This is a genomic window from Fibrisoma limi BUZ 3, assembly GCF_000296815.2.
In the GTDB taxonomy this organism is placed as follows: Bacteria; Bacteroidota; Bacteroidia; order Cytophagales; family Spirosomataceae; genus Fibrisoma; species Fibrisoma limi.
The window spans coordinates 449,263-467,995 of record NZ_CAIT01000007.1 but is presented as its reverse complement, the minus strand read 5'-3'; the positions used below and the strand labels follow the sequence as shown (position 1 = coordinate 467,995).

At 53.1% G+C, this 18,733-nt stretch carries 13 protein-coding genes; 8 read left to right on the top strand and 5 right to left on the bottom strand.

Annotated elements, in window-relative coordinates; translation table 11 throughout:
• Positions 1-64 precede the first annotated feature (64 nt).
• Together BN8_RS18155 and BN8_RS18150 are read left to right on the top strand one after the other, a co-directional pair.
• Positions 65-1,543, top strand: coding sequence for a hypothetical protein (locus BN8_RS18155; protein WP_009283381.1), 1,479 nt, complete (start codon positions 65-67; stop codon positions 1,541-1,543).
• A gap of 67 nt (positions 1,544-1,610) precedes the next feature.
• A complete protein-coding gene (locus BN8_RS18150) occupies positions 1,611-3,419 on the top strand; it encodes a cytochrome-c peroxidase (protein WP_009283380.1) in 1,809 nt (602 codons plus the stop codon).
• A gap of 144 nt (positions 3,420-3,563) precedes the next feature.
• Here BN8_RS18150 and BN8_RS18145 read toward each other — a convergent pair whose 3' ends face one another.
• The gene (locus tag BN8_RS18145; protein ID WP_009283379.1) at positions 3,564-4,256 is read right to left on the bottom strand and encodes a glycosyltransferase family 2 protein; all 693 of its coding nucleotides are present in this window, start codon (positions 4,254-4,256) and stop codon (positions 3,564-3,566) included.
• 84 nt (positions 4,257-4,340) lie between these two features.
• On the opposite strand from BN8_RS18145, the gene BN8_RS18140 reads away from it, so the two are divergent.
• A complete protein-coding gene (locus BN8_RS18140; protein WP_009283378.1) occupies positions 4,341-4,991 on the top strand; it encodes a nitroreductase family protein in 651 nt (216 codons plus the stop codon).
• Here the strand turns inward: BN8_RS18140 and BN8_RS18135 are convergent.
• Positions 4,906-5,463, bottom strand: coding sequence for a MerR family transcriptional regulator (locus BN8_RS18135; RefSeq protein ID WP_229368111.1), 558 nt, complete (start codon positions 5,461-5,463; stop codon positions 4,906-4,908). The two genes, BN8_RS18140 and BN8_RS18135, sit on opposite strands and share 86 nt — an antisense overlap.
• Before the next feature lie 26 nt (positions 5,464-5,489).
• Here BN8_RS18135 and alaS point away from each other — a divergent pair, with 26 nt between their 5' ends.
• On the top strand, positions 5,490-8,147 hold the full coding sequence (alaS, locus tag BN8_RS18130; protein ID WP_009283377.1) for an alanine--tRNA ligase: 2,658 nt from the start codon (positions 5,490-5,492) through the stop codon (positions 8,145-8,147).
• Between the two features lie 65 nt (positions 8,148-8,212).
• Here alaS and BN8_RS18125 read toward each other — a convergent pair whose 3' ends face one another.
• Both BN8_RS18125 and BN8_RS18120 read right to left on the bottom strand, forming a co-directional pair.
• On the bottom strand, positions 8,213-8,620 hold the full coding sequence (locus BN8_RS18125; RefSeq protein ID WP_009283376.1) for a response regulator: 408 nt from the start codon (positions 8,618-8,620) through the stop codon (positions 8,213-8,215).
• Complete coding sequence (locus tag BN8_RS18120) at positions 8,586-9,749, bottom strand: sensor histidine kinase (RefSeq protein ID WP_040006231.1); 1,164 nt, start codon at positions 9,747-9,749, stop codon at positions 8,586-8,588. The genes BN8_RS18125 and BN8_RS18120 overlap by 35 nt, the downstream gene beginning before the upstream one ends.
• Before the next feature lie 756 nt (positions 9,750-10,505).
• Between BN8_RS18120 and BN8_RS18115 the strand changes: the two genes are divergently transcribed.
• The 3 genes from BN8_RS18115 (at position 10,506) to BN8_RS18105 (ending at position 15,477) form a co-directional block, all read left to right on the top strand.
• Complete coding sequence (locus tag BN8_RS18115) at positions 10,506-11,297, top strand: LytR/AlgR family response regulator transcription factor (protein WP_009283374.1); 792 nt, start codon at positions 10,506-10,508, stop codon at positions 11,295-11,297.
• Between the two features lie 101 nt (positions 11,298-11,398).
• Positions 11,399-13,030: an ABC-F family ATP-binding cassette domain-containing protein gene (locus tag BN8_RS18110; protein WP_009283373.1), complete on the top strand. Its 1,632-nt coding sequence runs from the start codon at positions 11,399-11,401 to the stop codon at positions 13,028-13,030.
• A gap of 197 nt (positions 13,031-13,227) precedes the next feature.
• On the top strand, positions 13,228-15,477 hold the full coding sequence (locus BN8_RS18105; protein WP_051041099.1) for a sensor histidine kinase: 2,250 nt from the start codon (positions 13,228-13,230) through the stop codon (positions 15,475-15,477).
• Between the two features lie 25 nt (positions 15,478-15,502).
• Here BN8_RS18105 and BN8_RS18100 read toward each other — a convergent pair whose 3' ends face one another.
• A complete protein-coding gene (locus tag BN8_RS18100; RefSeq protein WP_009283371.1) occupies positions 15,503-16,381 on the bottom strand; it encodes an MBL fold metallo-hydrolase in 879 nt (292 codons plus the stop codon).
• A gap of 602 nt (positions 16,382-16,983) precedes the next feature.
• On the opposite strand from BN8_RS18100, the gene BN8_RS18095 reads away from it, so the two are divergent.
• Positions 16,984-18,654: an ArnT family glycosyltransferase gene (locus tag BN8_RS18095; RefSeq protein WP_009283367.1), complete on the top strand. Its 1,671-nt coding sequence runs from the start codon at positions 16,984-16,986 to the stop codon at positions 18,652-18,654.
• The last annotated feature ends 79 nt before the right edge of the window (positions 18,655-18,733 follow it).

The window sequence follows — 18,733 nt, the reverse complement described above, 5'->3', positions numbered from 1 at the left end:
ATCATATGAAAGTGCAAAGTACTTAGTAGATTTGTAAATAGTTACCCATCTCAACTTTGTACGTATGCGCATTTTCAGCCAGTCCGCATCGGCTGCCCTAGCCCTGCTGTTGTTGGGCATAACTGCCTGTACCCGTGAGGAAAGTCCCGCTGTTGAGCAGAACAACATTGTACTGGGCGATTATTCGGTTACGCCCGTGCTGGTCAAAACGATGCCGGGTTTTGAAACGCTGCAGGTGAACGCCCTGCTTAGTTCGGACGACAAGCTGGAGCGCTCACCGACGTATGTGTACGGCGGACAACCCGATGGGGCTGGGCTGATGAAAGACCCAAATAGCCGGGGCTACTTCTTTATTACCAATCACGAATACCTACGGTCCGTTTCACGGATTACGCTGGACAGTACGTTCAAGCCCGTCAAAGGCGAATACCTGCTGGATCATGACGGCAGCCTGTGGCGGCTTTGTTCAGCTACGTTAGCCACCCCCGACATACACGGTTTTGGGCCGCTGTTCCTGACGGCTGGTGAAAGTGGTCCCGAATCGATGGTGCAGGCTATCAGCCCGATCGGGACGCCCGATAAAAAAAATCAGAATCGTGTACTACCGGCGTTGGGTAAGGCTTCGATGGAAAATGCCGTACCGCTGCCCAAAGATGCGTTTGCCGGAAAAACGGTCATTATCATCGGGGAAGACGACGGCAACGGTCAACTGCTGGCGTATGTAGCCAATACGGTAGGCGACCTGCAAAACGGCAAACTATATTTCTTACGCACCCGGAACCAGGACCCCGTCGAAACAAACCTGAAAGTTGGTCAGACGTACGACGTTGAGTTTGTCGAAGTGGACAGTCCTAAACAAGCTACGGGTGGGCAGATTGCTGCGCAGTCGGTCGAGAAGAAAGCTATCCAGTTTGCCCGAATCGAAGATGTCGATTACCGCAAAGGGGGCGGGCCTAATAGCCGGGAGGTGTTTTTCTCCGTGACCGGAATCGCGCAGGGGCCGGCCGTCGGTAAGACAATGTGGGGCCGCGTTTATAAACTGGCGCTGGACGCGGCTAATCCGCTGGCGGGCAAACTGACCCCGCTGATTGACGGCGAAGTTGATCCGGGTAACAGCATTGTCAACCCCGACAACCTGTGCGCGACGGAGAACTACGTTTACATCCAGGAAGATTCAGATTCGTTTTATCCGGGTAATAAGCACGACGCCCGAATCTGGCAATACAGTCTGGCTTCGGGACAGAATAAACCCGTACTGGAAATGAATCACCGTCGTGCGGAGTCGACTTTCAACGCCAAATACAATTCAACAAACGTACCTAATCTCGGCTCCTGGGAATATGGCGCCATGCTCGACATCTCCGATATCATTGGCGTACCCAATACGTTTCTGGTCAACCTGCACGTTCACACCTGGCGCGACATGAAATTCAGCAACGCCGATGGCAGTTCGGTAACCAAGGCGGTCAGCATATCAGATGGTGCAACCGGCTCATACACCGAAGGAGGGCAGACAATCATTGTGCGAGGACTAGCCCGTTAGGTTGACCGATATGTAGTCGTATCACCTTTCGGTCGTCGGGTCGAGGGGTTCGTTGTTTTCGACAACCATGCAGAAACATCCGATTCGACTCCTGCTGACGCTGCTGAGTGTCACCGTCGTCTGGGTACTGGTGTTGAGTCTACTGATGCGTGCTAATCGGCCCTTCTTGTCGCCGGTCGCGCAAATCAAGCAGCAGGTTAGCCAGAACATACAGCAGTTAGCCGACCTGACGAAGCATCAACTGCTGCCTCTAACCGAACGCAGCCAGTCGGTCGATTCGCTCCGGCGGGCGTTTCTGGCCTGCCGGGTAGCTTATAAGCGAATTGAGTCCTTCACCGAATACTTCTTCCCGGCTAGGTCGCGGCTGGTCAACGGACCTCCCTTGCCGGAAATAGAGGTTGAAGAAAATAAACTGTTCGAGCCGGAGGGCTTACAGGTCATTGAAGAATATCTGTACCCGACATTCGATCCGGCCCGCCGGGCTGATCTGGTGCGGGAAGTGAAAAAACTGTCCAGTGAAGTCAGTCGCTACCAGACGCTCTGGGTGGCTACCGACTTCACCGATGCGCACATCTTCGATCTTCTGCGGCTTGAAGTATTCCGGATCATTTCGCTCGGGATGGCTGGTTTTGATACGCCCCTGTGCCAGACCGCCATGCCCGAAGCAGCCGTGGTGCTAACGTCGATGCGGACATACCTGACCCAGTTCGGAACGGACTTGCCGGAGTACGCGGCCCTGGACAACCAGTTCCAACAAGCGGCCGACTATCTGAATCAACACCCCGATTTCGACAGCTTCGACCGGGCGCACTTCATCACGACCTACGCCAATCCGATGTCGAAACAACTGCTGACGTATCAGAAAACACTGGGTATTGAACCGTTCAAGGACCGTCGCCCGCTGCGCCCCAATGCCGAAACGCTGTTCGCAGCCAACGCCTTTGATCCGGATGCCTATGCCGCTACGGCCGATGCCCGGATGAATCCGGCCAAGATTGAACTGGGTCGGCGGTTGTTCTACGACCCGGTGCTGTCGGCCAATAACCAACGGGCCTGCATAAGCTGCCACCAGCCCGACAAAGCCTTTACGGACGGCCTGGTAAAGAACAAAACCCTGACGGGGCAGGGGCTCATCGGCCGCAATACGCCCACCTTGCTGAACGCGGCTTTGCAGGCCGGGCAGTTCTACGACCTGCGGGCGTCGTCGCTCGAAAACCAGTCGTTCGACGTCGTGCATAACGTCCGTGAAATGGACGGTTCGCTGGAGGAGGTAGCCAGAAAATTACAGGTCGATTCGTCGTACGTAGCTCTGTTCAGAAAAGCGTTTCCAACCAAAAACGGCCCGATTGACCCTTTTCAAATTCAGAATGCGCTGGCGAGCTACGAACGGACGCTGCTGTCATTCGACTCGCGTTTCGATCGCTATATGCGGGGCCAGAAAACGGTGTTGTCGGCCGAGGAAGTACGCGGGTTAAACCTGTTCATGGGCAAGGCCAAATGCGGTATCTGCCATTTTATGCCCCTGTTCAACGGTACGGTGCCACCCGGCTACACCGACAGCGAATCAGAGGTGATTGGCGTACCGGCCACCATCGCAGAAACGGAAATCGACCCGGATTTGGGACGTAACGCACACACGAAAATCGATGCACTGAAGTATGCATTCAAAACCCCGACCCTGCGCAACGTAGCAAAGACAGCCCCCTATATGCACAACGGCGTGTACCGGACGCTCGACGAGGTGGTTGAATTCTATAACAAAGGTGGAGGGAACGGCCTGGGTTTTAACCTGGAGAATCAGACCCTGCCGGACGACAAACTGAACCTGACGCCCGTTGAAAAAAAAGCGCTGGTCGCGTTTATGAAGGCACTATGAGGCCAGAAGTGAGATCAGCTCGGGAGTGAGGTCAGGTTCCAAACCTGACCAGCGAGGTTTTGAGAAACCTCACGGGTCGGATGTAAGCATCCGACCTCACAATACGGTGGAGTCAGGTTTTGAACCTGACTCCACAATCAACGATCAACTCCGCAGCGGTTTTCGCGCGAAGGTCACCATCTGCCGGGCATAGGCCACCGGCCCGACGTACGTTACAATGTCGGCGTACATCTGGGCGTCTTTCAGAAACCCTTCTACCGGCCCGCGCTTGTCCATTTTGTAGGTGTTCGTTGCCGACCACGGAAACCACCGTACTACTTTACGGTGCTGCTGCATGTATTCGTTAATGGCCACTTCAAGCTGGAATCCCTCGACCGTCTGTTGAAAGATAGCATCGAGGTCCCGTTTGCGGATAATCCGTTCGCCAGACAGCAGAATGTCGCCCCGATTAAATTTAACGAACCAATCGGCATGGACCCGGCGCAGGATCACCATATCAACTTCGTCGTGGTTCCGGATGGCCTGAATAGCCTGCTCCAGTTCAGCGGGGCTGATATCCTGGAGATCGGCGTCCATGAGTAAAACCAGTTCTTCGCGTACGGCAGACAGTCCGGCTTTGATGGCACCGGCTTTCCCGTGGTTTTCGGTCAGTCGAATCACCTCAATATGCGGCCAGCGGGCCTCAATTTCCGGACAACAGTTCTCGTCTGAACCATCGTCAATACAGATAATCTGCGTGATGGAACAAACCTGCGTCACTACGTTCAGTACGTCGAAAAGTCGTTCCCCTTCGTTGTAAAAAGGGATCAGACACGCGACGTTTCGTGCCGTCTTCATATACGTTGAGTGTTTTGCAAAAAACTATCCGGAAAGGCCGTTAGTTTTGCGCCACGTATAAAGTTTAGGTTAACGGTTCCCTGTATGTTGCCTTATCAGCCCCCGTTTATTCCCACCGACGATGAACTACTGAGCCGAAGCCGGGCGTTTTACGAACACGTCAACCGTCGGCGGACGGTGCGCGACTTTTCGGATCGGCCGGTGCCGCGCGAGGTCATCGAGCAGTTAATCATGGCCGCATCAACGGCACCGTCGGGCGCGAACAAGCAGCCATGGACATTCTGTGTGGTGGGCGATCCGGGCCTGAAGCAGCAGATTCGGGAAGCGGCCGAAGCTGAAGAGTACCGCAGTTATAATGGGCGGATGTCGCCGGAGTGGCTGGCCGACCTGGCACCCCTCGGGACGGACTGGCGCAAAACATTCCTCGAAACGGCCCCCTGGCTGATCGTGGTGTTTCGGCGAATCTACGAACCCGTTGGCGATCAGAAGCGAAACAATTATTACGTGATGGAATCGGTAGGGCTGGCCTGTGGGTTTCTGCTGGCGGCTATTCACGACGCGGGGCTGGTGGCCCTCACCCATACGCCCAGCCCGATGGACTTTCTGACGAAGCTGCTGGAGCGACCGGCCAACGAAAAACCGTTTCTGCTTATTCCGGTGGGGTACCCGGCTCCGGATGCAACGGTGCCGGATATTCAGCGGAAGCCGGCTGATCAGGTGATTGTGTGGTACTGACGGCGTCGGGTGCGTCGAGGCTGTTGCGGACCTGCTGCAAAAACGCCTTGATTTCGTTTAGCCGGGCAATAATCCGGGCGTTCTCGCGCTGGCTGGATATGCGGCTTTTGAGGTAGTCGCGGGCTCCGGCCAACGTAAAACCTTTACCGTCGATTAGTTCGAAAATCTCCTTCAGGTGGTCGATGTCGGCTTGCGTATAGATGCGGTCGCCAGCTCGATTTTTCTTAGGCTTGAGCGTTGGGAACTCCGTTTCGTAGAAGCGTAGCTTGGACGTATTCGTGCTGAACATGTCGGCTACTTCCCGTATGCTGTAGTATCGTTTGCCCGGCTGCTCCATACGACAAACTTCCTGACCTTCCTGAAAAAACGCAAGTTTTGCCGTAAATTTGCGGCCTGATTGTTTGTAGTTTGTGGTTTGTGGTCCGTAGTTCGTTTCACCAGGGATTGCCTGCGTCCGATTAGTACGAACCACAAACTGCCTAACAGTTTACCGAAAATATGACTTCCCACGAAATACGCCGGCATTTTCTCGACTTTTTCCGTTCTAAAGAACACCTGATTGTTCCTTCGGCTCCGCTGGTTGCCAAAAACGACCCGACGCTGATGTTCAACAACTCGGGCATGGCGCAGTTTAAAGACTTCTTCTTGGGCAACGGAACGCCCCCGTCGAAGCGCGTCGCGGATACGCAGAAATGCCTGCGGGTGTCGGGTAAGCACAACGACCTGGAGGATGTCGGTTTTGATACGTACCACCACACGATGTTCGAGATGCTCGGCAACTGGTCGTTTGGTGATTACTTCAAGAAGGAAGCCATTGCCTGGGCGTGGGAACTGCTGACCGAGGTTTACAAATTGCCGAAAGACCGGCTCTACGTATCGGTGTTTCAGGGCGATGAGCGCGACGGTGTCCCGTTCGATCAGGAAGCATTCGATCTCTGGAAGCCGATCGTTGGCGAAGACCGTATCATCTACGGCAATAAGAAAGATAACTTCTGGGAGATGGGCGACACGGGGCCGTGTGGTCCGTGTTCCGAAATTCACGTTGACCTGCGCCCCCAGGCTGAGGTTGAGCAGAAGCCCGGCAAGGAACTCGTCAACGCCGACCACCCGCAGGTTGTCGAAATCTGGAACCTCGTGTTCATGCAGTTCAACCGCAAGGCCGACGGATCGCTGGAACCGCTGCCTGCCCGCCATGTCGATACGGGCATGGGCTTCGAGCGGTTATGCATGGCTATCCAGGGAAAACTGTCGAACTACGACACCGACGTATTCTGGGGCACCATCGGCGTCATTGAAGAACTCAGCGGTCGTTCGTACGGCGAGGGCGGCATGACGGCCGTAGCCATGCGCGTGATTGCCGACCACATTCGGGCCGTATCGTTCGCCATTGCCGATGGACTGGTGCCGTCGAACGCCAAGGCCGGTTACGTAATTCGCCGGATTCTGCGCCGGGCCATTCGCTACGGCTACTCGTACCTGAACCTGACCGAGCCGTTCATGACCAAACTCGTGCCGACATTGGCGATGCAGTTTGCCGACGTATTCCCCGAGCTGAACGCCCAGCGCGATTTCGTTGCTACGGTGATTCGGGAGGAGGAGATTGCGTTCCTGCGGACGCTGGGAACGGGGCTGGGTCGTCTGGATCAGATCATCGGTCAGTTGACAAGCGAAGGCAAGGATACCATCCCCGGCGAAACGGTGTTCGAACTGAACGATACGTTCGGCTTCCCGGCTGACCTCACGGCGCTGATTGCCCGCGAAAAGGGCCTCAAGATAGACGAAGAGGGTTTCCAGCAGGCACTGGCCGAGCAGAAAGCCCGGTCCCGAAAAGATGCCGCTTCGTCGGCGGGCGACTGGGTTGAACTAGCGGAATCGGAGCGGACGGAGTTTGTCGGCTACGATCAGCCGGAAGCCTACGCCCAGATCATAAAGTACCGCAAGATTCAGAATAAGCAAGGCACGCAGGTGCAGGTCGTGCTCGATAAAACACCGTTTTACGCCGAATCGGGTGGACAGATTGGCGACACGGGTACGCTGCAATTGTTCGCGGGTGGTGAGTCGATCGGTACGTTAACGGTGCTGGACACGAAGAAAGAAAACGACCTGCCGATTCACATTGTGCAGGACGTACGGGGTATTGACGACTTACTGACAGAAGCGGATCAGGTATATGCCAGCATCAATGTCGAACGTCGCGAGCTGACGTGCAGTAATCACTCCGCTACGCACCTGCTTCATGCGGCCCTGCGTGAGGTGCTGGGTACGCACGTAGCACAGAAAGGCTCCTACGTTGGCCCCGATGCCCTGCGGTTCGACTTCTCGCACTTCCAGAAAGTAACCGACGAACAACTGGCCGAAGTGGAGCGGATCGTCAACGAGAAAATCCGCGAAGACATCAGGCTCGACGAAAAACGGAACGTACCGATCGAAGAAGCTAAAGAACTGGGTGCGATGGCCCTGTTCGGTGAGAAGTACGGCGACTTTGTTCGGGTTATTACGTTCGATCCTGACTACTCCGTCGAACTCTGCGGTGGCACACACGTACCATCAACCGGCCATATCGGTCTGTTTAAATTTACGTCAGAAGGGTCGGTATCAACCGGTGTCCGGCGGGTAGAAGCCAAAACCGCCCTTGGAGCCGAAACCCTGGTGAACGAGCAGTTTGCCATCGTCAACGAACTGAAGGAGTTGATGAAAGCCCCGAAAGACCTCGTGAAAGCCGTTCAGGGATTGCTGGAAGAACGAAGCGCTCTGCAGAAACAGGTCGAAGCGCTCCAGAACGAAAAGGTGCAGCAGTTGAAAAATCAACTGCTGGATAAAGTTGAAGCGACCAACGGTCATAGCGTCCTGGTGGAAAAGGTTGACGTACCGTCGGCCGACGCGCTCAAGCAACTGGCCTACGATCTGAAAGCAAAGGTCGATAACCTGGCACTGGTGCTGGGCGCCGACATCAACGGCAAGCCCCAACTGGCCGTAATGCTACCAGACGAGCTGATCAAAGGTAAAAACATGAACGCCGGGCAGGTGGTGAAGGAGTTGGCCAAAAATATCAAAGGCGGTGGGGGCGGACAACCGTTTTTTGCTACGGCCGGTGGCTCTGATGCGTCCGGACTGGATGCGGCTCTGGCGCAGGGAAAACAGCTCCTGGCGCAGTAACGGTCAAGTATATAGGTAGGCCGGCTGGAGTTGTCCAGCCGGCCTTTTTTATGGTAGCTAACGCATCAACTGAAGTGTTGATTCACAATGGTCTGAAGCATATCCTGCGATAAAGGCTTCGACAGATAGCCTTTCACTTCACTGAACTGGCGAGCCCGGGTGGTATCGGCCGGAAAGAGCGAGGTGGTCAGCATCAGCAGCACCACGCGACTTTGCAGGCTTGGGTCAATTTGCCGGTAGTGTTCGAGAAACTCAAACCCATTCATGCCGGGCATATTTATATCCAGCAGAATAATATCCGGCCGTACGTAGTCCGGATGATCCGTTTTGGTTAAATAGGCCAGTCCCAATTGGCCATTTTCTGCAACACGTACTGTTTCGCACAGTTCGGTTTCGTCAATGATAAGCTGATGGATGTAGTTGTCGTCGGGGTCGTCGTCAATTAAGAGAATGCAACGAATCGGCCTTGGCATACTGATGGAGGTGTTTTATGACTTTAGGAATGGTAAAGTAAACGGTGGTGCCACTGTCAACGACGCTATCGAGCCAGATTTGACCGCCGTAAATATCAATAACCTTTTTACAGGTAGCAAGCCCGATTCCAGTTCCGGAATACTCGTTGCGGCCGTGTAGCCGCTGAAAAATCTGAAATACCCGGTCGAAATACTGCCGTTCGATGCCGATACCATTATCGCTGATGGCGAACCGGTACTGATGAAGCTCATCCATGACCTGGATTCTGATCTGAGGAGCCACGCCAGGACGGCGGTACTTAATGGCATTGGTGATCAGGTTCTGAAAGAGTTGTTTCAGGTCACTACTATGCCCCAGAACTGTTGGCAGTACGGATTTATCAATCGTTGCGCCGGTTGCCTGAATTTCGGCCTGTAGCTCTTCCGTAATTTCGTCGACGAGTCGATTCAGGTCGACCGGAGTAAAGGCTACCTCACTGCCCACCCGCGAAAATTCCAGCAAATCGCTGATAAGATGCCGCATCCGTTCGGCCGCAGTGGCCGATACGGTGATGAGCCGCCGGGCATCGCTGTCGAGCTGGGCACCGTGTTTGGCTTCAAAAAGCGTCAGGTAGCTGGTAATGGTTTTCAACGGCGATTGCAGATCGTGGGAGGCTACGTAGGCAAACTGCTGGAGTTCCTGGTTGGAGCGAGTCAGTTCCTGCATGGCCAGTTGCCGGTACGACAGTTCCCGGTCGTATTCCCGGGAGGTCCGCAGGCCAACGGCCTCGTTGAAATAACGAATCAGAGCAATCACGGTGGCCACAGATACGATACCCGTCAGGAACCGGATCAGGGCGTTAATTCGGTAGGCCGGTAGCCAGAACATCATGGCATCAATGAGGTGTGTCAGGCCACAGAGGAGAATGAACGCACCAAACAGCCAGAATACACCCGATAGCGGTACGCCTTTCTTTATGATAACGAACCGAACCAAAATCAGCGGAATCGCCATGTAAGCCAGCCAGATGGTCAGATCCGAGATAATATACAACCAACCGTGAAAGTCGGACCAGGTCCCGCAGAACCAGCGCGGGGGCCAGTCGCTCATGTCGGTCAGGCGACGAAAGAAGTCAATAACTTGCTGCATGATGAGGTAACAAACAATTACAGAGAGTGTACAGCCTGTCTTTCCTGAAGCCATTGCGGTTTCTTTGGCAAGATCTTCAGGTAGTTTGCACGTATAAAGCTACCAAATAATAACAGAAACCGCAGGTTTACCGAAAGAGATATGATGAAAGTTTTAGTATGTTTGCCTTATACGCTTTGTATACACTCGCTACATGGAAAAACAACTACTAATCCGCATCCTTCAGTCCAGCCCACCCTCTTCACCCAGCTTGCTGAACGCTGGTCGTGTACAGACAATTTCTCATCCTGTTTGTCTGTCTTCCTGAGGGGTTGTTGCATCATCTGTTCCGGCATTGCTGAAGCCGATGGCAGCAGAGAATACACCCAAATTGCGTCAGTTGGTCATACGAAGTAATCGGTATTTCGGTAAACTTCGTATGTTTATTTACGTGCATCCGTCAGGCATGGGTGTACTATAACCACCATCTACACATTTTAGGGTGCTGAAAAGGAAATCGACCATGGTTCGATGACCTGTGCAGACACATTTTTCGGCAATACGCTAGCCGCTGCCGATGCAAAGCTGATCCGTACCCACCAATCTATTGCTGCGTCATACCTGTCATTACATTATATGTAGGGGCGCAGAATCAGCAAATCCCATGAATAGTGCCGTAGGTGTAGATCAACGCACTCGAAACATACTGTTCTATCCAACTAACGCACAAGGTCGGAGTTCGCCGGGTGGTGGATTCGCTTTGTGCCGTATACGTATATGGATCCGATCAATATATTAATCGTCGAAGACGAAGCCATTATCAGCATGGACTTGTCGCATCGATTGTCACAGATGGGGTATCAGGTCGTTGCCGTGGCCGACAATGGTCCGCGGGCACTTGCCTTATACCAGGAGTACCCGATTGATCTGGCGCTGCTCGATATTCACATTCTGGGCGAATGGGACGGCATCGAAACGGCCCGTCGGATGCGGCAAGTCAAGCAGAGCCCCTTGATTTTTCTCACCGGGCTGACTGACAACGATACGTTTGAGCGGGCGCGAACGGTTTCGCCTTCGGCTTATATAACCAAGCCTTTTAACGATTTCAGCCTGCGAAGTGCCATTGATCTGGCTATTCAGAATTTTGCCCTGTCGCCGGGTATCGACGACCTGGGTACGGTGTCGGCTGGTAACGGTAGTCACACCCTTCCGGAAGGGGCCGAGCAGATCGGGAAGGGCGAATTGATGCTGCACACGAAAGAGTACGTGTTTATCAAGCAGAATTACCGCTTTACGAAGTTTCGGATCGACGATGTATTGTACCTGCAGTCGGAAGGCAACTATACGGACATCATCACAAAAGAATCCAAATACACCCTGAGGCTGGTGCTCGGCAAAGTACTGGAAAAGCTCCAGACGCCCGACGTGGTCCGTACGCATCGTTCCTACGCCGTGAACCTGCGGCACGTGGATTCATTCAGCGAACACGAAATTTATATCGGTTCGTACTGCATCCCCGTTGGCCGTAGCTACCGCGATGAGTTTATGAAAGGGTTTGAGTTCCGGTAACCCCGAAACATACGCCAATAGACCGAAAATGCGTAGCCGGTCCTGACAATGGCAGTAAATTTTCGTACCTTTGTGGCTAAAATTCAAGGGAAAACGACTCAATGATTACGGTTCAAAACGTCTCACTCCGCTATGGGAAGCGGGTGTTGTTCGACGATGTCAATATTAAATTCACTCCTGGCAACTGCTATGGCGTCATCGGCGCCAACGGAGCCGGGAAGTCTACGTTTCTGAAAATTCTGTCGGGTGAAATTGAGCCGCAAACCGGCTCGGTATCCATTACGCCCGGCGAACGGATGTCGGTGCTTAAGCAGAACCAGTCGGCCTACGACGAGTACCCGGTGCTGCAAACGGTCATTATGGGCAACCAGCGCCTGTACGACATCATGCAGGAAAAGGATATGCTTTACGCCAAGACCGACTTCACGGATGCCGACGGCGAACGGGCGGCCGAACTCGAAGCAGAATTTGCCGAAATGAACGGCTGGGATGCCGAGTCGGACGCGGCTGCGCTGCTGAGCGGTCTGGGTATTAAGGAAGACATGCACTACGCCCAGATGTCGGATCTGAACGGTTCGGAGAAAGTGCGCGTGTTGCTGGCACAGGCCCTGTTCGGAAACCCCGACATTCTGCTGCTCGACGAGCCTACCAACAACCTCGACGTGGAATCGAGCATCTGGCTGGAGAACTTCCTGGCTAACTTCACTAACACGGTGATTGTGGTATCCCACGATCGTCACTTCCTCGACCAGGTCTGCACGCAGATTGTCGATATCGACTTCAGTAAAGTGAAGCTGTTTGCCGGTAACTATTCATTCTGGTACGAGTCGAGCCAACTGGCCCTGAAACAACGGCAGGATCAGAACAAGAAAGTAGAAGATAAGCGCAAGGAACTGGAAGAGTTTATCCGGCGCTTCTCGGCCAACGCGTCGAAGTCAAAGCAGGCTACCAGCCGCGCCAAACTGCTCGAAAAGCTGACGATTGACGACATTCAACCGTCGTCGCGGAAATACCCGTACATCAACTTCAAGCCGGATCGTGAAGTAGGCGACCAGATTCTGACGGTTGAAAACCTGAGCTACACGGCCGAAGATGGCACCAAGCTGTTCGAGAATCTGTCGTTCCGGGTGAACCGCGAGGACAAGATTTTCTTCTATAGCCGCGATGGTCTGGCCGTAACCGCCCTGTTCGACATCCTGGCGGGTGAGCGCAAAGCCAATTCAGGCGAATTTAAATGGGGCATTACCATCACACAGGCGTACTTCCCCAACGATGCGGGCCGCGATAAATACTTCCAGACCGACCTGAACCTGGTTGACTGGCTGCGGCAGTATTCGGCGGAGAAAGACGAGAGTTTTATCCGCGGTTTCCTGGGTCGTATGCTGTTCTCGGGCGAAGAGTCGCTGAAGAAAGCAACGGTGCTGTCGGGAGGTGAAAAAGTGCGCTGTATGCTGTCGCGGATGATGCTGTCGGGTGCGAACGTCGTGGTACTCGACGAGCCAACGAACCACCTCGACCTCGAATCGATCGAAGCCGAAAACCGGGGGTTGATCGACTTTAAAGGGCCGGTACTCTTTACCTCGCACGACCACCAGTTTGTGCAGACGATTGCTAACCGCATCATCGAAATCACGCCGAACGGCATCATCGACAAGCTGATGACCTACGACGACTACCTCGCCGACGCCCGCGTGAAGCAGCAGCGCGAGGAACTGTACGCGGCAGTGGTGTAGAACAGACGGTACTACTATTTTTGAGAGAGCCGCGCCGGGTGAGTCCGAGCGCGGCTTTTTGCTGCCTATACTTGTGCTGATGGGATCACTACCGTTTGTTTCACGTCAATAGAATTTCAAAGCCGGCAGCAGGTAATTGACTTGTGTTAAGTATATTAAGCCATCATTTGTGGTTGACCTCATTCCTGCCTCGACGCTTGATATCCTCGTTCATAAAGTTACTGTCGCTCGTCGTTCTCCTGTACATTACCGGGGGGCAGGCACTGGGTCAGGCCGTAGTTCGTGTTGACAGCTTACCCGTACAAGGGATCGTGCTGAATCAGGGATGGCGGTGGCAGGCGGGTGATGACCCGAATTGGGCGAAGGTGGATGTAGATGATCGGCACTGGCCAGCTATTGACCCTACCCGGAACATCACCGAACTGGCTCAAATCCAGCAAACGTCCATTGGCTGGTTGCGGCTGCATCTTCGGGTAGATTCTGCCTTAACCAGCCAGGTGATCAGCATGCTCGTTGATCAGCAGGTCGCTTCGCAGATCTACCTGAACGGACGACTTATCGGCCAGTTTGGCCGGGTAAGTGCCAATCCTGACCTGGTAGAAGCCTACAATCCTTCAGGAGCCGATCAGGCCCTGTGGCAAGCTACCCACTTCCAGTTAGGCGCCGAGCCTCATCAGGTGCTGGCGGTACGTTTCGCGCGGCAGCAGGGGGTTCCCTATTTCAAATTCTGGACCCAGCCAATTCCATTTTTGCTTATTAAGCTCCACCAGGCGGACCAACGCAACCAGTATCGGATGGATAGCTTCGGAAATTTTGATGCTACATTTCTGGACTACTTCAAAGGGGGCTTGTTTCTGATTCTATCTCTGTTGCACCTTCTGTTTTATAAATGGTATCCAGCCCAAAAAGTTAATGCCTGGTTTGGGCTCTATTGCCTTCTTGCCGCCTGGGCTTATTTGAACCAACCCCTTATCTATCAATACGTTCATAGTGTGCCTTTACGGATGTACGGGGCCGTTGGGCAATTGGTGCTTTTCTTTGGGGTGCATCTTGCCTTTCTGGGTGCCGTTTACATCATCTTTGATAAGCGCATCGGCGTTCTCTTTTATACCGCCCTTCTGGTCTTTAGTGTTTATGTTGTTCTGTTTACCCTGCAGGTAAACATGCCCGATGGGCTGAGCATTTTTTTAGCCCTGGTGCTGACGGATGTCCAGTCGACCCGACTATTGTTGTTAGCTGCCCGTAAACGGGGACCCGAATACTGGATTCTGACCATGGGAGCGATCGGTTTCATTGTCTTTCTGATTGCTTATCTGGCCGTTCCGCTCTTACCCGTGAACCCGTATACCAGACACATTTTACTTCATGTGTTTTATAACCTGAGCACGCTCAGCTCCCCGGTTGGTGTGACCCTGTTTCTGGCTAAACAGTTTTCGCAAACCAACCACTCACTGGCCGAAAAGCTGCTGGAGGTGGAAGCGTTGTCGGCTCAGACGCTGGCTCAGGAACAGGAGAAGCAGCATCTGCTAACTACTCAGAACGAAACCCTTGAACAGCAGGTAAGCATCCGCACGGCCCAACTGAGTCAATCCCTGAACGAGCTGAAAGAAACGCAGGCTCAACTTATTCAGAAAGAGAAGCTGGCTAGTTTAGGAGAGCTCACAGCAGGCATCGCTCACGAGATTCAAAATCCATTGAACTTCGTGACTAACTTTTCTGAAGTGAGCACCGAACTCATTGAAGAATTTAAAGAAGGCCCATTTCAGCAATTGCCGGTAGCCGACAAAGAATACGCGGGGGAAATTCTGGGTGATTTAGAACAGAATCTACAAAAAATTACCCTGCACGGCGGTCGGGCCAGTCGCATTGTCAAAAGCATGTTAGAACACTCCCGGAGCACTCCCGGTGAGCGCCAAGCCACCGACCTGAACGCGCTGGCAGACGAATACCTGCGACTAGCTTATCAGGGACAGCGGGCCAAAGACAAGGCTTTCCAGTGTCAGATAGTAACCAATTTTGATTCCACGTTAGGCAAGGTGGACGTAGTACCAACGGAGATAGGCCGGGTATTGCTCAATTTGTTAACCAATGCGTTTTATGCGGTCAATGAGCAGCGTAAAGTAGCACCCGCGGACTACACGCCCACCGTTTGGGTCAGTACATTACAACTGTCAGAGCCAGGCGGGCAGCGAGCGGTCGAAATCCGCATTGCTGACAATGGGACGGGTATGGCGGAATCCGTGAAGGCGAAGATCTTTCAGCCATTTTTCACAACTAAACCCACCGGAGAGGGCACAGGCTTAGGGTTGTCGCTGAGTTATGATATTGTCACCCAGGGGCATCAGGGTTCTCTGGAGGTCAATAGTAAGGAAGGTCGGGGGACTGAGTTTGTTATTCAGCTTCCTCAACCGGAAAAAGGGGATGACCTACAGACGAAATCCTTGTAAAGAACGATTAGCTTAAAGCCTTCCCCTAATTAATCGGCTCTTCATTCAGAATATCCCGGTGTATCAGGCCGGGCAGCAGCCGGTACACCGGAATCTTCACCCCAAACTGTTTGCAGAACCGCCGGATGGCTTCGTCGATTTCCGCGTGCGAATACCGCGACGAAAAATGGCCTAGAATCAGGGTGTCTATGTGCAAGTCGGCCACGATTTGCAGCACGGACTCCAGCGTACTGTGCCGGTTGCGGTTCGTGTCCAGCCCGGCAAATTCCTCGTTGGTCAGAAACGTAGCTTCGTGAATCAGGATGCCGGTATTATCCCAGCGGTCGAAGTTTTCGATGGGCGTATCGCCGGAGTAGGCCAGCAGGTTCGTGCGGACTTCATACGTCATGTTTTCTTTACCAATGTCGGTCGCCAACTGCCGGAGGGTTTCGCCCGGCAGGGATAATAGATCCGGCTTCAGCTTGTGTCTTACCTGATAGACCTGATAGCCCAGGCTCTTTATCTCGTGCGGCTGCGCCCGAACGGCGTGGTTGTTACGGACCGACTCCACAAACGTATCGTTCTGGATCTCGATCTGTTCATCGGCGCGGATAGGGGTCCAACGGGTTTGCTTCACCCGTTCATCCAACTGCTTACTGAACACTTCCAAAGCCGGAAAGGACATAGAATCAGCCGGGAAGAATAGCTGCGGAAGACCCTCGCGTGCGTTTAATTCGTTCAGCCGCAGCAAGCCCGTTACGTGATCGCGGTCGGCGTGGGAGAGGAAGATGTGGTCAATCTTGCGGGACTTTTGTAGTAAAGAAGCCGCTACGCCATCCCCGGCGTCGAAAAGCAGGCGAAGTTCTTCGATGAAATACCAGGTGGCAAACAGCGCCGTTGAGTAGCCGGTAATTGTTAGGGTCATTTGCTCAAAAGCAGATACAAGCCAATTTGTTTTACCAACCCGATGCCTGGCTGGTTGTTTGCAAGCTAGCGTTCGGGAAGTTTTTGAGTGGCTGGCAATAATGTAGTCAGGTCTGTCGATAGCGGCTCTGAGGTAGCCGTGGCGGTAAACGGATTGGTCAGCAAAAATTACTTTTCACACAGCCTTTGCCACAGTTCAAATAATAAACAGCGGGTAAAGAAATGGTTACTACTTAGGTTTGCTTCGGTAACCCCACTCTATGGGAACCGCCTGATAAGCAGCACTACACTGATGCTGTTGACGGGCGAGCGTTCATCAGGCGTTGGGCAGGGCGTTTTGAGAAGAACAAACTGCCCGACGTCTGTTGTTTTCAAATGCCGTCTAATAAGGCTGTTTTCATACGTTTATAGTTAAATAGCCTGTAGTTCTAAATAAACGATTGATAGTGAATAGGTTATTTCTCTAAAAAGTCGAAATGCGGCATAGTCCTTGCTCGTTCTGAAACAAAGAAATACTGCGTAAGTGATTCATAGTCAATAGGAGAATGAAGGAAGCTTATCATATCGTTAACCGGCTCCCACCAGCCTGTTCATACCGGTTGTATGTACGCTGACACCGTAAAAGCACACAATACCGCTGAACCGCTTTATCAGCGTCGTAACTGGATAACTACGTTGAACAGGCATCCGCTGGGGGTTTGCCTTACGCTTTTCGGTATTGCCACCGCCGTTAACCTGTTCAAACCGTTTCACATTGATGATACATTCCATCTGGAAGCGGCTCAATGGATTGAACAGCATCCTCTCAGGCCAATGTCGGGTCAGGTAAACTGGTATCAGCAAAAAGAGCCGCTGCACCATGCTAACCAGCCTCCCTTGTACTTTTATCTGGTAGCCGCCGTAGGTAGCGTATTCGGTTATTCTGAAGTAAGTCTCCATCTGATGCAGGCTTTATTTTCGTTCATTGCCATTTACTTTTTTCACCAGATTGCCCTGCTGCTCCGTGTTCAGAATGCCGGGTTATTAACCGCATTTTTTACGTTTTCGCCTGCTTTTCTGGTCAGTCAGAATCTGATGGTTGATGTGCCGCTGGTAGCTTTGCTGCTTGTCTTCTTTTATATTCTATTGACGCCCCGTATCCATCCCGACGGGGTGCGGTATCTGCTCGCTGCCACTACGTTGAGCATTGCGCTGTTGATAAAATACTCGAGCCTGCCTTTGCTGGTTATGCTGCCGGCCCTAATGCTGTTTAGAAAGAAACATGCGTATCTGCCTGTCGTGTTGATACCGATTGGGGTGTTGGCACTTTGGGCCTATGCCAACGTTCAGGAGTACGGTTCGGTCCACCTGTTTGATCGGCCCCGGGCTCCCTGGTCATTTGGCCGTTTGGTCGAGATGGTGAAGATGCTGATTATTGGCCTGGGGGCTATTTCGCCGTTTACCCTGTTGCTCTACGTTGGTCTGATTAGCAGGCAACGCAAGCCGTCGATACGCTGGGTGAGCCTGCCATTGGTTGGTATAGTGAGTCTTGTGTTGGCGACTTATAGCCAGATTATTCCTGAGCAGTTGGCGCACCATCTCCTCTACGGACTCTTCCTGCTGAATGGGGCCGCGTTTATCGGCTTGACGCTATGGCTGGGAAGAGACGTTATTACGGCCGCAGTCAAAGGGTCTGTTCCAAATGAATCGCCGTTTATCTTGCTGCTCTGGATGGTGGCCATGACGGTATTTGTGGTGCTCTTTTCGCCGTTTATGGCAACGCGTCATATCCTGCTCATTCTGCCGCCCATGATGTTTCTGGCTGCTCCGTTGCTCAATAGAGTTACATCAACCGTTGCGGCTGTTTCGTTAGGATTCGCTTTGGGGTTAGGCGTAGTTCTTGCGGTATCGGATTGGTATTACGCGGATTTTTATCGCCAGACGGCCCGTCAGATTCGTAAACAACTTCCGCCGGATCGTCGGGTGTGGGCGTTGGGACACTGGGGATGGCAGTGGTATGCTACCCAGGCTGGTATGCAGCAGTATGAAGCGGGGTTGTCGCCATTGAAAACGGGCGATTTTATAGTCGTACCCCTTGGCGTAGACCGTCAAACGCTGAGGGCGAACGTTCCGGTCAGGGTGATTAAACGAATCGTGCCGCCCCCTACGTTACTCACCTTTTTTTCGACCGGCCACGTCGCCAGATTCTATGCGGGAACGTCGTGGCATTTGACGGCTGCGCCAATTGATACGGTCGTGATCTACGAGGTTGCGCGGAGGTACCATGCGCGCTGACTGATCAGCATGATTCAATAGGTACAGGTAGGGGTAGAACGTGTGGATGCCTATCTTTGTCATACAGGCTTGCAAAGCC

What these genes read in the sequence shown, in the direction of transcription:
- BN8_RS18155 (WP_009283381.1), top strand. Translation starts at nt 65, where the DNA reads ATGCGCATTTTCAGCCAGTCCGCATCGGCTGCCCTAGCCCTGCTGTTG.
- BN8_RS18115 (WP_009283374.1), top strand. Translation starts at nt 10,506, where the DNA reads ATGGATCCGATCAATATATTAATCGTCGAAGACGAAGCCATTATCAGC.
- BN8_RS18150 (WP_009283380.1), top strand. Translation starts at nt 1,611, where the DNA reads ATGCAGAAACATCCGATTCGACTCCTGCTGACGCTGCTGAGTGTCACC.
- alaS (WP_009283377.1), top strand. Translation starts at nt 5,490, where the DNA reads ATGACTTCCCACGAAATACGCCGGCATTTTCTCGACTTTTTCCGTTCT.
- BN8_RS18100 (WP_009283371.1), bottom strand. Translation starts at nt 16,381, where the DNA reads ATGACCCTAACAATTACCGGCTACTCAACGGCGCTGTTTGCCACCTGG.
- BN8_RS18120 (WP_040006231.1), bottom strand. Translation starts at nt 9,749, where the DNA reads ATGCAGCAAGTTATTGACTTCTTTCGTCGCCTGACCGACATGAGCGAC.
- BN8_RS18140 (WP_009283378.1), top strand. Translation starts at nt 4,341, where the DNA reads ATGTTGCCTTATCAGCCCCCGTTTATTCCCACCGACGATGAACTACTG.
- BN8_RS18110 (WP_009283373.1), top strand. Translation starts at nt 11,399, where the DNA reads ATGATTACGGTTCAAAACGTCTCACTCCGCTATGGGAAGCGGGTGTTG.
- BN8_RS18095 (WP_009283367.1), top strand. Translation starts at nt 16,984, where the DNA reads ATGTACGCTGACACCGTAAAAGCACACAATACCGCTGAACCGCTTTAT.
- BN8_RS18145 (WP_009283379.1), bottom strand. Translation starts at nt 4,256, where the DNA reads ATGAAGACGGCACGAAACGTCGCGTGTCTGATCCCTTTTTACAACGAA.
- BN8_RS18125 (WP_009283376.1), bottom strand. Translation starts at nt 8,620, where the DNA reads ATGCCAAGGCCGATTCGTTGCATTCTCTTAATTGACGACGACCCCGAC.